The sequence below is a fragment of the Blastococcus sp. SYSU DS0619 genome (assembly GCF_054051035.1).
This window is the reverse complement of sequence record NZ_JBJHAM010000004.1, coordinates 29,799-42,918: the sequence shown is the minus strand read 5'-3', so window position 1 is coordinate 42,918 and position 13,120 is coordinate 29,799. Positions and strand designations below refer to the sequence as shown.

Sequence of the window (13,120 nt, the reverse complement as noted above, 5' to 3'; positions counted from 1 at the left end):
GCCGCCGTCCCCGGCTCCGGTCGGCGGTTCCGCGCCGGCGCTCTCCGGTCAGTCGCGCCAGAATTGGTGGTGCACCACTCCGCTCGGGCTGGGCACCACGTCGACGGAGAACCGGTCGCGCAGCTCGTCGGGCGAGTTCCACAGCCGCGCCCCCGAGCCGAGCTCCACCGGCGCCACCGCCACGTGGAGCGTGTCCACCAGATCGGCGTCCAGGAACTGCCGGATGGTGGCGGCCCCGCCGCCGAGCCTGACGTCCCTGCCCTGCGCCGCCTCCCGGGCCAGCCCGAGGACCGTCGCCGGCTCGTCGTCGACGAAGTGGAAGGTGGTGTCGGAGAGCGTGAACGACGGCCGCAGGTGGTGGGTCATGACGAAGACCGGCGTGTGGAAGGGCGGCTCGGCGCCCCACCACCCCTGCCACTCGTCGTCCGGCCACGGACCGCGCTGGGGGCCGAACTTGTTGCGGCCCATGATCTCCGCGCCGATGCCGTGCGCGAAGTCCCGCGTGAAGTAGTCGTCGAGCCCGCGACTGCCTCCCGGGGTGGCGCGATGGGGGAAGCTCGCCGTGGCGAGGGCCCAGGCCATCAGCTTCCCGGGGTCGGCGTGGCCGAACGGTCGCTCCAGGCTCTGGTGCTCGCCGGCACCGAACCCGTCGCTCGAGACGGTGAAGTTCTGGACTCTCAGCCGCTGCTGCACGTGGCTCCTCCCGGGTGGTCGACGACGATCTGACCGGCCGGCGCCGGAGAACTCATCGCCGCGCGAGGAGGAGGTTCCGCGCCGTCCCCAGGCGCGCGCCCGTCCACAGCTGCGCCCCGGTGCGGTCCGAATGTCGGTACCGGCCCGCAGGCTGACCGGCATGACGACCGACCCGCAGACGCTCGCCTGGCTGGACCAGGAGGACAGCCGGCTGGCGCAGACGATCCGCGCCCACCGGGTGGCCGTGCAGTACGTGATGCGGGGGGCCGGGTCCGACGAACCACCGTTCGGCTACACCGTCGGCCTGTTCGGGGTCGGCCACCCGGAGCTGGTCGTGGTCGGGGTCGGGCAAAGACGGCCTGCGGCCTGCTGAACCAGGTGGCCGGCCTGGTCCTCGGGGGCCGCGACCTGGTGCCCGGCGAGGTGCTCACCGACGGTGCGGCGGCGCCGCTCGTGGTCGACCAGCTGCCCAACCCCGGGGAGGTGCTGTTCAGCGCGAACCGCTTCTACGAGCGCCCCGACGAGTACTCCGTGCCCGCGTACCAGCTCACCTGGGCGCACCCGGACGGCGGCTTCCCGTGGGACCCGGAGTACCCGTGCCCGCCGGAGTGCCAGCCGCGGCCGGGCACCTGGCGGGCGTGAGCGATCAGTCCAGCCCGAGGTCGCGGCGGAGCTTGGCGACGTGCCCGGTCGCCTTCACGTTGTAGGAGGCGCGCTCGATCCGGCCCTCGGCGTCGATGACGAAGGTCGACCGGATCACCCCGACGACCTCCTTGCCGTACAGCTTCTTCGTGCCGTATGCCCCGTAGGCCTGCATGACCTGCTTGTCCGGGTCGGAGACCAGCGTGATGCGCAGCTCCTCCTTCTCCCGGAACCGGGCCAGCTTCTCCACCGGGTCGGGGGAGACGCCGATGATGTCGAGCCCCGCCTCGGCGAGGTCGCCGGCGGCGGCGGTGAAGTCGATCGCCTGGGTGGTGCAGCCGGGCGTCAGCGCGGCCGGGTAGCAGTAGACGATCACGCGCCGGCCGCGGTACGACGCCAGCGACACGGGGTTGCCGTCGGCGTCGGGCAGGGTGAACTCCGGCGCCGGGTCGCCGGCGGTCAGGCGGACGGGGGTGGCGTCGGTCTCGGTCATGCCGCGCATCCTGCCGTGTCCCGGCCCTCCGCCTGCAAGGGGGCGCGCGCCTCAGCCGGCCAGGAACGAGAAGCGCACCTGCCGCTGGTGGTTGTCGGTGTTGGTGTCCACCAGGCAGATCCGCTGCCAGGTGCCCAGCATCAGCCGGCCCTCGAGCACCGGGACGCTGGCGTGCGGCGGCACGAAGGCGGGGAGCACGTGGTCGCGGCCGTGCCCCGGGCTGCCGTGCCGGTGCCGCCAGCGGTCGTCCCGGGGCAGCAGCTCGTCGAGCTGGGCCAGCAGGTCGTCGTCGCTGCCCGAGCCGGTCTCCAGGATCGCCAGGCCGGCGGTGGCGTGCGGCACGAAGACGTGCAGCAGGCCGTCGGCCTCCGACCGCACGAACTCGGCGCACTCGTCGGTCAGGTCGACGACGACGGGGGCGCCCCCGGTCCGGACGGCACGCAGCTCCGATCTCATGACGGCGATCCTGCCCGCTCCGCCGGTCCGGCATGCGGTGGGGAGGAGCGGGACGGCCCTGCCCGGCCACTGCCCGGGCAGGCGGAGGGGTGGCGGCCGGTGCGCACTACCCTCGGTGGCCGTGACCCGCCCCGACGGCCGTGCGGCCGACCAGCTCCGTCCGGTGACCATCACCCGCAACTGGCTCGACCACGCCGAGGGCTCGGTGCTCGTGGAGTTCGGGCGCACCCGGGTGCTCTGCGCCGCCAGCGTCACCGAGGGCGTGCCGCGCTGGCGCAAGGGCTCGGGCCTGGGCTGGGTCACCGCCGAGTACTCGATGCTGCCGCGCGCCACGCACACCCGCAGCGACCGCGAGTCGGTGCGCGGCAAGATCGGCGGCCGCACGCACGAGATCAGCCGGTTGATCGGCCGCTCGCTGCGCGCCGCCGTCGACCTCGGTGCGCTGGGGGAGAACAGCATCGCGATCGACTGCGACGTCCTGCAGGCCGACGGCGGCACGCGGACGGCGGCGATCACCGGTGCCTACGTGGCGCTGGCCGACGCCGTCTCGTGGCTCGGCGAGCGCAAGAAGCTGGCCCGCCCGAAGGCGATCGTCCAGTCGGTCGCCGCGGTGAGCGTGGGCGTCATCGACGGCGAGCCGCGGCTGGACCTGCCCTACGAGGAGGACGTGCGCGCCGGCACCGACATGAACGTGGTCTGCACCGGCGACGGGAACTTCGTCGAGGTGCAGGGCACCGCCGAGGGCGCGGTCTTCGACCGGCCGACCCTCGACGCGCTGCTCGACCTCGCCGTGGCCGGCTGCGCCGAGCTCGCCCGGATCCAGACCGAGGCGCTGGCCCGGTGAGCACCCGGCTGCTGCTCGCCACCCGCAACGCCGGCAAGCTCGCCGAGCTCCAGCGGCTGCTGGAGAGCGCGGTGCCGGGGGTGGAGGTCATGGGGCTGCGCGACGTCGAGGAGTACCCCGAGGCGCCGGAGACGGGTGCGACGTTCGCGGAGAACGCGCTGCTGAAGGCGCGGGAGGCGGTCCGGTACACCGGCCTGCCCGCGGTGGCCGACGACTCGGGCCTCGCCGTCGATGCGCTGAACGGGATGCCCGGGGTGCTGTCCGCGCGCTGGTCGGGCCGGCACGGCGACGACGACGCCAACACCGCGCTCCTGCTGGGGCAGCTGGCCGACGTCCCGGACGAGCGGCGGGGTGCGGCGTTCGTGTGCGCCGCGGCGCTGGTCACCCCGGACGGCACGGAGCACGTGCTCGAACGGGAGTGGCGGGGCGCGGTCGTCCGCGAGAAGCGCGGCAGCAACGGCTTCGGCTACGACCCCGTGTTCGTCCCGGACGGCCTGGCGCAGACCTCCGCGGAGCTCACGCCCGCGGAGAAGGACGCCCGCAGCCACCGGGGGCAGGCGTTCGCCGCGCTGGTCCCCGTCCTCGCCGAGGTGCTGGGCGCCCGCTGACGGCCCTGCTCAGTCGCGGCGCAGCCTGAAGCCCAGCCAGGCGAGTGAGTCCTCCTCCTCCGGCTCGGCGTGCCGTCCGCGCCGGGTCGGCTGCTCCTCGTCGGCTACCTGGACCGCGGGCTCGAACTCCGGGGCGCGGTGCCGGCCACGGGCGGGCGCGGCGGCGGGGGAGTGCACGACGGCGGCGCGCACCATGGCGGCGGGCAGCCAGGTCGCGGTGGGGGTGGCGCTGGAGGTCATGGGCTCCTGATCGGCGTGCCCGGCCAGCGACCCGAGGGCCCGGGACCCGACGCCACCCGGGTGGGTGAACGCCCGGTCGCCGGGCTGTGCCGTCATGCCCGGCCGGCTGCTCGTTAGCCTGCCGGCCATGGAGTTCGTGCGCCTGCTGCTGGTCGTCGCCCACATCCTCGGCCTGTCGCTGATCATCGGCCCGTTCCTGTTCCAGGTGAGCCGGAAGGCGCACTTCGACACGTGGCTCATGCGGGTCGGCGCGCTCACCCAGCTGGTCACCGGTCTGGCGCTGGTGGGCTTGCGGGAGGCCGGCGACCTGCCGGTCGACCACGTCAAGATCGGCGTCAAGCTCGTCGTCACGGTCCTGGCCGTGGTCACGGTGTTCCTGGCCGCACGCAAGCAGCAGGCCGCGGACGCCGGCCGGGCCGACCCGAAGTCGCCGCTGCCGTTCTTCCACGCCACCGGTGCGCTGGCCATCGTCAACGTCGTCATCGCCGTCCTCTGGACCTGATCCCGCCGGAACCCGCCTGACAGCTCCGGAGCGCGTGGGCCGCGGTCGCCGGGGGCACACAGCGGTGATGCGGGTCTTCGTGGACGACACCCGGGCGCTGCGCTTCGACGACGGGACGCCGGTCACCGCCGCCTCCGGGGTGGGGCCGCTCGGGAACGGCTGGGTGGTGGTGCAGGACGACGCCACCACTGCCGCGTGGTGGCGGCCGGACGGCGTCGTGCGGCTGCGCGTGCTGCCGCCGGTGGAGGGCCTGGACGTGTTCCGGGAGGCCGAGGGCACCAAGCACCTCAAGCCGGACCTCGAGGTGGCCTGCCCGGCGGAGGTGGACGGCGAACCGGCCGCGCTGCTGCTCGGGTCGGGCTCCTCGCCGCGGCGCATGCGGGGGGTGCGCGTGCGGCTGGAGGCGGGGGAGCCGGTCGTCCGGTCCGCCGACCTGACCCCCTTGTACGAGCGGGTGGCCGAACGGCTGGGCCTGCCGATGGACGCGGTCAACCTGGAGGGCGCGAGCCGCTCGGGGGACGTGGTCCGGTGGTTCAACCGCGGCAACCTGCGGGCCGGCGTCCGCTCGGCCAGCGTGGACGTCCCCCTGGCGGCGCTGGTCGGCGCCGTCCTCGGCCGGGGAGAAGCGGCCGAGGTGCCGGTGGACCGGCCGCAGGAGTACGAGCTCGGGGAGGTCGAAGGCGTGGGCCTGGCGGTCACCGACGCGGTCGCGCTGCCCGACGGCCGGGTGCTGCTCAGCGCCGCCGCCGAGGACACCCCGAACGCCGTGGACGACGGGCCGGTGGTGGCCACCGCGCTGGCCCTGGTCGACGGGGACGCCGTGGTGGCGGTCGCCCCGATCCCGGAGGTCGGCGGGCACGTGCACAAGGTGGAGGGCCTCGCCCTGCGGGACGTCGGCGACGGCGTCGTCCGCCTGCTCGCGGTGGTGGACGACGACGACCCGGCCGCGCCGTCGGCCGCGCTGGACCTGCGGGTGGAGCTCGGCTGATCCCGCGGGGCGCCCGCGTAAGGATCGCGGGGTGACCGGACATCTCCAGGTATGAGACCAGAACCGCCCGGGGAGCGGGCCGGGCCCGAGGCGTCCCGGTTCACCGCCCTGTGGGAGCAGTACTCCTCGCGGGTCATGGCCTACGCGCTCCGGCACGTCGACCGCGACACCGCGCAGGAGGTCGTGGCCGAGACGTTCCTGGTCGCCTGGCGACGGCTGGGTGACGTGCCCGGGGACGCGATGCCCTGGCTTCTCGTCGTGGCCCGCAACACCCTCGCCAACCAGCGGCGCTCCGGCTACCGCCGGGCGGTGCTGCAGGGGGAGCTCGAACGCCTCCAGCGGGTCGCCGAGCCGGCGCCGTCGGCCGAGGTGCCGGCGGTCGAGCGCGCGGCGGTGCTCGCCGCTCTCACCACGCTGACCGCCGTGGAGCGGGAAGCGCTGCTGCTGGTCGCCTGGGACGGGCTGACCGCGGCGCAGGCCGCGCGGGTCGCCGGCTGCTCGACCTCCGCCTTCTCCGTCCGCCTGTTCCGTGCCCGCCGCCGCCTGCAGTCCGCCGCCGGCGACCGCGCCGCGGCCGCCTCGTCCCTCCGCCCGACGACTCCCTCGGAGAGCCACGCATGAGCCCCGACCGCGATCCCGTGACCACCCTGTCCGCCCTGCGACCGCGCACCAGCGTCGGCGAGCTCTGGGCCCCCGCGGCGCGCGACGCGACCCTCGAGCGGGTGCTGCTGGAGCGCGGCTCCCCGGAGGCCCCGGCGCCGGCCCGCTCGCCGTCGCCGATCCGCCGGCTCCTGCTGGGTGGGCTGGCCGGCGCGGCCGTGCTCGCCGGTGGGCTGGGGGTGGCCGGAGCCGCCGGCGTCCTGCCGCAGGACTTCGTCGACACCTTCGCCTTCTGGGCCGAGGACAGCGGCGTCGACCTGGCCACGGCCGAACGGGTGGGCAGCGCGCCCGGTCCCGACGGGCTGGTGTTCACCGTCGTCCGGATGACCGGCGGGCCGAATGGCGTGGTCTGCCTCGCGCCGCTGTTCGAGACGGCCGGCAGCCTGTCCGGTCCGGTCCCGTCGGTCTTCGAGGACGGTGGCGGTGCGTGCAGGCCCGGATCGCCGGTCGAGGCCTTCGGCACCAACCAGGGCGTCAACGCGAGCGAGGACACGCACGTGTACTGGGTGGCTGCCGGCAACGCGGTCCGGGCCGAGCTGCGGCTCCCGGACGGCGTGGTCTACCCCACCCTGCTCGTGGACGGCGGCTTCTACGGCTGGTTCCCCACCGGGTCCGAGGGGGAGCCGGTGCTCACCGGCTACGCCGCCGACGGAACCGTGGTGGGGGAGGTGGAGGTGCTGCGGCTGCGGTGACCGGGCCGGTCGGGCTCAGCGGCGCAGCCGGGCGTGCGCGGCGTCGACCAGGGCGCGGGCGACACGGTCGAGCGGGCCGGACTCCAGCCGCCACTGCTGCCAGTACAGGAGGACGTCGACGGCGCCGGCCGGGTCGAACGGGACGACCTCGCCGTCGTTCCGGTCCGGGACCGCGGTGCGGTCGTCCGCCAGCTGGAGCTCGGGCAGCAGGCCCCAGCCGAAGCCGAGCGCGACAGCGGTGCGGAAGTCCGCCGAGGAGGGGACGTAGTGGAGCGGCGGGTCGGCTGCCGCGAGGTGCCGGCGCAGGTAGGCGTGCTGGAGGTCGTCGCGGCGGTCGAACACCACGACGGGCGCCCGCTGCAGGGCCGCGGCGTCGGGGCCGTCGGGGAACCAGCGGTCGACGAACCCCGGCGCGGCGCACGGCAGGTAGCGCATCCGGCCCAGGGACGTCACCCGGCAGCCGGCGACCGGCTCGGCGTCGGAGGTGACCGCACCCATCACGGTGCCCGCCCGCAGCAGTGCGCTGGTGTGCGTCTGGTCGGAGCTGTGCAGGTCGAAGCGGAGCTCGCCGGCCAGCGGGGCCAGCGCCGGCAGGGCCCAGGTGGCCAGGGAGTCCGCGTTGACCGCGATCGGCACGATGGGCGGCCGGTCGGGGGAGACGTCGTCCAGGTGCCGGCTGGTGTCGTCGACCAGCAGCCCCACCTGGCGGGCCAGTCGCAGCACCGGCTCGCCGGCGGCGGTGACGGTGGCCGGCCGCCCGCGCTGCACCAGGACCCGGCCGGTGGCCACCTCCAGGGCGCGCAGGCGCTGGGAGACCGCGGACGGGGTGACGTGCAGCAGGCGTGCGGCCGCCTCGAGCGAGCCCTCGTCGATCACCGCGACCAGTGTCCGGAGCTGCCCCAGGTCCACGTCCATGAAGCAACGCTAACCCGGCCGAAGAAAGCTGAGATGGACTGTCGGTTGCGTCGCTCCTAGCGTGGCGACACGTGACGACGGGACTGCTGGCCGGGCTGGCCGGACTGGGCATGGGACTGTCGCTGATCGTGGCCATCGGCGCGCAGAACGCCTTCGTCCTGCGGCAGGGGCTGCGCGTCGAGCACGTGACCGTGGTCGTGGCGGTGTGCGCGGTGTCGGACGCGGTCCTCATCCTCGCCGGGGTGGCCGGCACCTCGTGGCTCAGCGAGCGCGTGCCCGACGCGATCACCGCCATCCGGTTGGGCGGGGCCGCCTTCCTGCTCGGCTACGCCGCCCTCGCGGCTCGCCGGGCGCTGCGCCCGTCCTCGATCGCCGTCGACGCCGGCGGTACGCGGAACGGGCTGCTCGCGACCGTGGTGACCTGCGTGGCGCTGACCTGGCTCAACCCGCACGTGTACCTGGACACCGTGCTCCTGCTGGGCTCGGTGGCCGACAGCCACGGCGCCGGCCGGTGGTGGTTCGCCGCGGGCGCCGTCGTCGGCAGCCTGCTGTGGTTCAGCGCGCTCGGCTACGGCGCGCGGCTGCTCCGGCCGCTGTTCGCCCGCCCGGCGGCCTGGCGGGTCCTCGACGCCGCCATCGCCGTCGTCATGGCCGGGCTGGGCCTCGGACTGCTCGTGAGCGCCTTCTGACGTCCGTGCCGGGCTCAGTCGCCCGCGCGGAGGAGCTCGGCCCGCCGGGTCAGTCGCGCAGGGATCGCCAGCGTGACGGCGACCAGTGCGGCGCACGCGGCGACGGCGATCCACCACCAGGGCGACGCCACCACGGCGAGCCAGACGGCGACGGCCAGCAGGACGGCGCCGGATGTGAGCGCGCGGGTCCGCGTGGCGCGGACCCCGAGCAGCCGGTCCTCGACGAGGCGCAGCGCGGCCTCCCGCTGACCGGCGTGCTCCGGCACGGGGCCCCGGCGGGCGGCCCGCTCGACCAGGGTGCGCTCGTGCTCGGGCACGTCCCCGGCGCCCGCCATCGCGTCCTCGATCGTGGTCGCCGTCATGAAGCCGAGCACCGGCGCGCAGATCAGCGTCACGCCGACCCCCATCAGGACGGCGGTCGTCCAGCTGCGGTCGCCGGTCAGCCCGAAGAGCAGCACGGCGGAGGGCGCCAGGACGACCCCCATCAGGACGGCGAGCTTCCACCAGGGCGCGCGCAGCATCCACTCGTTCACACCGGCATCCTGCGAGGTGAGCGGCTCGAACCGCTCCCGTCTTCACCCGGTCGGGTGCCGTGGTCCGTCGGCCCGGACGTCGGTTCGGCCAGTTGCGGGACAGCACCGTGCGACGATCCGGCGATGACGTCCTACGTCTCGCACACCAGCGTCGACTGCGCCGATGCGTACGCGCTGTCGTGCTGGTGGCGAGCGGTGCTCGACTACGTCGACGACCCGGGCGACCCGAACGAGCCCGGCCACAGGGAGGGCCTCATCACGTCGCGCGACGGGCACCACCGGCTGCTCTTCATCCAGGTGCCCGAGTCGAAGCGGGGGAAGAACCGGGTGCACCTCGACCTGCGCCCGCGCGAGGGCTCGCGCGACGACGAGCTCGCCCGCCTCCTCACGCTCGGGGCGGTGGCCGTCGACGACCGCCGGAACCCCGACGGCACCGGCTGGGTGGTCCTCGGCGACCCCGAGGGCAACGAGTTCTGCATCCTGCGCAGCGATGCGGAGGTCGCCGCGACGAGCGGACCGGACAGCGGCTGACCGGTCGGGGGTCCGACCTCGATGCCGCTGTCCGCGCCGCGCTGCGAGTTGCTGCGCCGGACCGGACGCGAGCACCTCGCTTCACTCACTGACGGCGCAGAGAGCCATTCCGGCGCAATCGGAGTTCGGGCATCTCCGCCCGACGACCGCATCGACTCGACGTTCTCCCATCGGAACCTCCGGCGGAGGGCCGTACCCTCGCCACCGTGGCCGAGTGCGGGGACTGCGGTGCCGATATCAGCTCCGCGACCTGCTCCGAGTTGTTCCTCGACCTGCTCGCCATGGATCACTCGCGACAGCCGCCATGGGGGCCTCTGCACGGCGTGGTGGTCGCGGCGTTCTTCCTCCAGCACCCATCGGACCCGCAGGCGTCCCCCTCGCAGCAGGCCTTCGGTCTCGAGTTGCTCCACGACTATCTCCGCGGAGGGGCGCCTCGGCTGGCCGGGGCGTCGAAGCGGGCCCGGCGCGACAACTCCCACCGCAGCTCGGCGCGGCGGAGTCCGAAGAGCGCGCCGGAGGTCGTGGTCGAACGACCGAACGATGGAAGGCGGTTCACGACGACCCTTCACGACGTCGCGGTCAACGGCACCTTTCCGGCCGCAGGCCACGAGGAACGGGTCCACGCATGGGCCCGTTCCGTCGCCGAGACATACGCCGTAACGGCCGGTCGCCCCGACACGTGAACTCCGCCGTCCATTCTGATCGACCAGGTACGGCAGTTCTCCGGTAGAGCCTGCCGCTGTGATCCGCAGCCCCGGCGAGTCGTTCAGCTCTCGGCTCGGGGATTCGCTGTCGTGCGGGAGGGGGGACTCGAACCCCCACGCCCGAAGGCACCAGATCCTAAGTCTGGCGTGGCTGCCGTTACACCACTCCCGCGTGGCTCCGGAGTGTAGGAGCACCCCCGGTCGGGTGCCCCGGACGACCGTGAGCGCGCTGACCTGCGCCGCGTCTGGCAGGCTGTCGCCGTGCCCCGCGACCCACGACAGATCCAGCTCGAGATCGATGCGGCCCGCGAGTCGCTGGCCGCCACCCTGGACCAGATCGCCTACCGGAGCAGCCCCACGCGCCTCAAGGCGCAGGGGAAGGACGCCGTGCAGCGGTTCCTGCAGACCCCGGCGGGCCAGGCCACGATGGGCGCCGTCGGGCTGCTGGTCACGCTGGTCGTGGTCCAGAAGGTCCGGCACCGCAACCAGGTCGAGGTCCAGAAGGTCCGGCGCCCCAACGCGGTCGTGGTCCGGAAGGTCCGGCACCGCAACGACTGATCCGGTGCGCCGCGACCCGGTCGGCCCCGGCCAGGAGTCGGTCTGGGACTACCCCCGCCCGCCCTCGGCGCAGGTGACCGGCCGGCACGTCGTCGTCGAGCTCGGCGGGCGCGTGCTCGCCGACACCCGGCGGGCCGTGCGGGTCTGCGAGACCAGCCACCCGCCGGTGTACTACGTCCCGCGCGAGGACGTCGCCCACGATGTCCTCGTCCGGGCCGCCGGCAGCTCGGTGTGCGAGTGGAAGGGCGCGGCGACCTACTGGGACGTCGTCGTCGACGGCCGCCGCATCCCCGGGGTGGCCTGGTCCTACGAGGACCCGGCGCCGGGGTACGAGCACCTGCGGTCGGCCGTCGCCTTCTACCCGGGGAAGGTGGACCGGGCGCTGGTCGACGGCGAGCAGGCGCGGCCCCAGCCCGGCGGCTTCTACGGCGGCTGGATCACCGATGAGGTGGCCGGCCCGGTGAAGGGCGCGTCGGGCACGCTCGGCTGGTGAGCGGGCCTCAGGCCTGGTTGCGCACCAGCGGCAGCACGACGGTGTCGAGCACCTCGTCGGCGTAGGCGACGTCCACGGGCTCACCGGTGAGCAGCCAGCGCTGCACCAGCAGCGCGCTGATCGACTCGGCGGCCACCGAGTTGCGGAACCCCGGGCGCACCTCACCGCGCGCCTCGGCGTTGGTCCACACCTGCTCGAACGATTGCTGCCACACCGCCAGCGGGCCGTTCTTGAAGGCCTCGGCCAGCGCCGGGTGGCGCGGCACGGTGGACAGCAGCGACAGCGTGGCCGCGCCGGTCGGGCCGTTCACCACCCCGACGAGCACGTGCATGATCTCCCGCAGGTCACCCTCGAGGGAGCCGGTGTCGGGGCTGTGCGCCTCGTCGCGGTTGAGGTCGGAGATGGTGTCGACGACCAGGTCCTGCTTGGTGCGCCAGCGCCGGTAGATCGTCGCCTTGCCGACCCCCGCCTCGGCCGCGACCGCGTCCATGGTGAGCGCGCCGTAGCCCACATCGGCCAGCAGTCGGAGGATCGCGGCACGGATGACGCCGTCCCGGCTGGGGTCGCGCGGACGGCCGCCGCGGCTGGGACGGGCGACGTCGGCGGTGGGGAGAGCGGCCATGGGCAAACCTTAGACAGTCAAGTTGTGAAGAAGCTGAGAGCCTTCTGTCAGTACCCCCGGAAGTGGGTTCCGATACCGCCGCGCGCCTGTCCCGTGCGTCACCGCCGGTAGGTCACCCTGGTGCTCGTGGGAACCATCTGCGGTGGGGTCTGCGGATGCCGCCAGAACTGGGAGGTGCCCGGGCGGGCGAGCCGGGCGCTGCTGGCGACCTCGATCGGCCACGTGCTGCCGCACGTCGCCCGCACCGCCAAGGCCCTCGGCCTGACCGTTCACTCCGCGCCCCAGCTGGTCGACGTCGTCGACGACGGCGGCGGCCCGGGGCTCGAGCGGCTGTTCCAGCGGCTGGCCCGCGAGCTGACGGCGGCCGAGACGGAGGCGGTCCGGGTGGCCACCGACCCGCCGGCCGACGACACCGCGTTCATCGCTCGCCTGCTCACCGCGCCGACGCTCGCCGTCGAGCTGGCCCGCCGCGGGGTCACCGTCGAGGTCGGCGTCCTCGCCGAGGCCGAGTTCTGGTCGGTCTACCAGCCGATCGTGTCCCTGGCCGACCGCTCCGTCGTCGCCCACGAGGCGCTCCTGCGCGGGCTCGTCGACGGCCGCGAGGTAGGTGGCGGCGACCTGTTCTTCGTGGCCGAGTCCGCGGGCTGGCTGCACCGCCTCGACCGGATCGGCCGCGAGGCGGCCATCGCCGGCTCGGTGCCGTGGCTGGGCGACGACGACCTGTTCATCAACTTCAACCCGACCTCGATCTACCGGCCGCAGGTGTGCCTGGCCAGCACCGAGCGGGTCGCCCACGAGACGGGCATCGACCCGCACCAGCTGATCTTCGAGGTGGTGGAGTCGCACGCGATCGCCGACCGCGGGCACCTGGTCTCGGTGCTCGAGCACTACCGCTCGCTGGGCTGGCGGGTGGCGCTGGACGACGTCGGCGCCGGCTGGTCGAGCCTGTCGCTGCTGGCCGCCGTCCGCCCCGACGTGGTGAAGCTGGACAAGGGGCTGGTGCAGGAGCTGCCCGACGACGGTGCCCGCACCGTGCTCAAGGCGGTCACCGACCTGGCCCACCAGCTCGGCGCCGTCGTCGTCGCGGAGGGGATCGAGACCGAGCAGCTGGCCGAGGAGGTCACCGCGCTCGGCGCCGACATGGGCCAGGGCTGGCTGTTCGGCCGGCCCGTTCGGCCCGATGCGCCGGTGGAGGAGTCCGAGAGCCGCTGGCAGCCGGTCTAGCGGGTGCTCCGGGCGGCGACACGTGCACAGGTC

General features: G+C 74.4%; 19 protein-coding genes, 1 tRNA gene and 1 pseudogene. 13 read left to right on the top strand and 8 right to left on the bottom strand.

Annotation, left to right across the window (positions count from 1 at the left end; translation table 11 throughout):
• Positions 1-48: 48 nt before the first annotated feature.
• A complete protein-coding gene (locus ACI79T_RS07130) occupies positions 49-693 on the bottom strand; it encodes a dihydrofolate reductase family protein (protein ID WP_456609353.1) in 645 nt (214 codons plus the stop codon).
• Positions 694-823: 130 nt separating this feature from the next.
• Here ACI79T_RS07130 and ACI79T_RS07125 point away from each other — a divergent pair.
• Positions 824-1,335: pseudogene (locus tag ACI79T_RS07125) on the top strand (DUF4262 domain-containing protein).
• Between the two features lie 4 nt (positions 1,336-1,339).
• Here ACI79T_RS07125 and bcp read toward each other — a convergent pair.
• On the bottom strand, positions 1,340-1,828 hold the full coding sequence (bcp, locus tag ACI79T_RS07120) for a thioredoxin-dependent thiol peroxidase (RefSeq protein ID WP_456609352.1): 489 nt from the start codon (positions 1,826-1,828) through the stop codon (positions 1,340-1,342).
• A 51-nt stretch (positions 1,829-1,879) separates the two neighbouring features.
• Entirely contained in the window at positions 1,880-2,284 is a 405-nt protein-coding gene (locus ACI79T_RS07115) for a YjbQ family protein (protein ID WP_456609351.1), read from the bottom strand.
• Positions 2,285-2,405: 121 nt separating this feature from the next.
• On the opposite strand from ACI79T_RS07115, the gene rph reads away from it, so the two are divergent.
• Positions 2,406-3,128, top strand: a complete 723-nt coding sequence (rph, locus tag ACI79T_RS07110; RefSeq protein WP_456609350.1) for a ribonuclease PH — start codon at positions 2,406-2,408, stop codon at positions 3,126-3,128.
• Positions 3,125-3,736 carry an RdgB/HAM1 family non-canonical purine NTP pyrophosphatase gene (gene rdgB / locus ACI79T_RS07105; RefSeq protein WP_456609349.1) on the top strand — a complete coding sequence of 204 codons (612 nt, stop codon included), beginning with the start codon at positions 3,125-3,127 and terminating at the stop codon, positions 3,734-3,736. The genes rph and rdgB overlap by 4 nt, the downstream gene beginning before the upstream one ends.
• Before the next feature lie 9 nt (positions 3,737-3,745).
• Here the strand turns inward: rdgB and ACI79T_RS07100 are convergent, their stop codons facing one another.
• Positions 3,746-4,072 (bottom strand): hypothetical protein, encoded by a 327-nt coding sequence (locus ACI79T_RS07100; protein WP_456609348.1) that lies wholly within the window; start codon positions 4,070-4,072, stop codon positions 3,746-3,748.
• 31 nt (positions 4,073-4,103) lie between these two features.
• Here ACI79T_RS07100 and ACI79T_RS07095 point away from each other — a divergent pair, with 31 nt between their 5' ends.
• The 4 genes from ACI79T_RS07095 (at position 4,104) to ACI79T_RS07080 (ending at position 6,818) form a co-directional block, all read left to right on the top strand.
• Positions 4,104-4,478: a hypothetical protein gene (locus ACI79T_RS07095; protein ID WP_456609347.1), complete on the top strand. Its 375-nt coding sequence runs from the start codon at positions 4,104-4,106 to the stop codon at positions 4,476-4,478.
• A 67-nt stretch (positions 4,479-4,545) separates the two neighbouring features.
• Positions 4,546-5,466: a DUF6910 family protein gene (locus tag ACI79T_RS07090; RefSeq protein WP_456609346.1), complete on the top strand. Its 921-nt coding sequence runs from the start codon at positions 4,546-4,548 to the stop codon at positions 5,464-5,466.
• 51 nt (positions 5,467-5,517) lie between these two features.
• Positions 5,518-6,087, top strand: a complete 570-nt coding sequence (locus ACI79T_RS07085; protein WP_456609345.1) for an RNA polymerase sigma factor — start codon at positions 5,518-5,520, stop codon at positions 6,085-6,087.
• Positions 6,084-6,818, top strand: a complete 735-nt coding sequence (locus ACI79T_RS07080) for a hypothetical protein (RefSeq protein WP_456609344.1) — start codon at positions 6,084-6,086, stop codon at positions 6,816-6,818. Before ACI79T_RS07085 ends, ACI79T_RS07080 begins: the two co-directional genes overlap by 4 nt.
• A gap of 15 nt (positions 6,819-6,833) precedes the next feature.
• On the opposite strand, the gene ACI79T_RS07075 is transcribed toward ACI79T_RS07080, so the two are convergent.
• The gene (locus ACI79T_RS07075) at positions 6,834-7,733 is read right to left on the bottom strand and encodes a LysR family transcriptional regulator ArgP (protein ID WP_456609343.1); all 900 of its coding nucleotides are present in this window, start codon (positions 7,731-7,733) and stop codon (positions 6,834-6,836) included.
• 71 nt (positions 7,734-7,804) lie between these two features.
• On the opposite strand from ACI79T_RS07075, the gene ACI79T_RS07070 reads away from it, so the two are divergent.
• Positions 7,805-8,422, top strand: coding sequence for a LysE/ArgO family amino acid transporter (locus ACI79T_RS07070; protein ID WP_456609342.1), 618 nt, complete (start codon positions 7,805-7,807; stop codon positions 8,420-8,422).
• 14 nt (positions 8,423-8,436) lie between these two features.
• On the opposite strand, the gene ACI79T_RS07065 is transcribed toward ACI79T_RS07070, so the two are convergent.
• Positions 8,437-8,955, bottom strand: coding sequence for a hypothetical protein (locus tag ACI79T_RS07065; protein WP_456609341.1), 519 nt, complete (start codon positions 8,953-8,955; stop codon positions 8,437-8,439).
• A gap of 123 nt (positions 8,956-9,078) precedes the next feature.
• On the opposite strand from ACI79T_RS07065, the gene ACI79T_RS07060 reads away from it, so the two are divergent.
• Positions 9,079-9,486, top strand: a complete 408-nt coding sequence (locus ACI79T_RS07060; RefSeq protein ID WP_456609340.1) for a VOC family protein — start codon at positions 9,079-9,081, stop codon at positions 9,484-9,486.
• Positions 9,487-9,692: 206 nt separating this feature from the next.
• Entirely contained in the window at positions 9,693-10,169 is a 477-nt protein-coding gene (locus ACI79T_RS07055; protein WP_456609339.1) for a DUF5946 family protein, read from the top strand.
• A 112-nt stretch (positions 10,170-10,281) separates the two neighbouring features.
• Here ACI79T_RS07055 and ACI79T_RS07050 read toward each other — a convergent pair.
• Positions 10,282-10,362 (bottom strand) — tRNA-Leu (locus ACI79T_RS07050).
• Positions 10,363-10,451: 89 nt separating this feature from the next.
• On the opposite strand from ACI79T_RS07050, the gene ACI79T_RS07045 reads away from it, so the two are divergent.
• Positions 10,452-10,748 carry a DUF3618 domain-containing protein gene (locus tag ACI79T_RS07045; protein WP_456609338.1) on the top strand — a complete coding sequence of 99 codons (297 nt, stop codon included), beginning with the start codon at positions 10,452-10,454 and terminating at the stop codon, positions 10,746-10,748.
• Positions 10,749-10,752: 4 nt separating this feature from the next.
• Positions 10,753-11,241 (top strand): DUF427 domain-containing protein, encoded by a 489-nt coding sequence (locus tag ACI79T_RS07040; RefSeq protein WP_456609337.1) that lies wholly within the window; start codon positions 10,753-10,755, stop codon positions 11,239-11,241.
• A 7-nt stretch (positions 11,242-11,248) separates the two neighbouring features.
• Here ACI79T_RS07040 and ACI79T_RS07035 read toward each other — a convergent pair whose 3' ends face one another.
• Complete coding sequence (locus tag ACI79T_RS07035; protein ID WP_456609336.1) at positions 11,249-11,863, bottom strand: TetR/AcrR family transcriptional regulator; 615 nt, start codon at positions 11,861-11,863, stop codon at positions 11,249-11,251.
• 126 nt (positions 11,864-11,989) lie between these two features.
• Between ACI79T_RS07035 and ACI79T_RS07030 the strand changes: the two genes are divergently transcribed.
• A complete protein-coding gene (locus ACI79T_RS07030) occupies positions 11,990-13,087 on the top strand; it encodes an EAL domain-containing protein (RefSeq protein WP_456609335.1) in 1,098 nt (365 codons plus the stop codon).
• Positions 13,088-13,120 lie beyond the last annotated feature (33 nt).

Coding starts and splice junctions, on each gene's coding strand:
- bcp (WP_456609352.1), bottom strand. CDS start 1,828: ATGACCGAGACCGACGCCACCCCCGTCCGCCTGACCGCCGGCGACCCG.
- ACI79T_RS07090 (WP_456609346.1), top strand. CDS start 4,546: ATGCGGGTCTTCGTGGACGACACCCGGGCGCTGCGCTTCGACGACGGG.
- ACI79T_RS07075 (WP_456609343.1), bottom strand. CDS start 7,733: ATGGACGTGGACCTGGGGCAGCTCCGGACACTGGTCGCGGTGATCGAC.
- ACI79T_RS07115 (WP_456609351.1), bottom strand. CDS start 2,284: ATGAGATCGGAGCTGCGTGCCGTCCGGACCGGGGGCGCCCCCGTCGTC.
- ACI79T_RS07095 (WP_456609347.1), top strand. CDS start 4,104: ATGGAGTTCGTGCGCCTGCTGCTGGTCGTCGCCCACATCCTCGGCCTG.
- ACI79T_RS07035 (WP_456609336.1), bottom strand. CDS start 11,863: ATGGCCGCTCTCCCCACCGCCGACGTCGCCCGTCCCAGCCGCGGCGGC.
- ACI79T_RS07100 (WP_456609348.1), bottom strand. CDS start 4,072: ATGACGGCACAGCCCGGCGACCGGGCGTTCACCCACCCGGGTGGCGTC.
- ACI79T_RS07060 (WP_456609340.1), top strand. CDS start 9,079: ATGACGTCCTACGTCTCGCACACCAGCGTCGACTGCGCCGATGCGTAC.
- ACI79T_RS07085 (WP_456609345.1), top strand. CDS start 5,518: ATGAGACCAGAACCGCCCGGGGAGCGGGCCGGGCCCGAGGCGTCCCGG.
- ACI79T_RS07080 (WP_456609344.1), top strand. CDS start 6,084: ATGAGCCCCGACCGCGATCCCGTGACCACCCTGTCCGCCCTGCGACCG.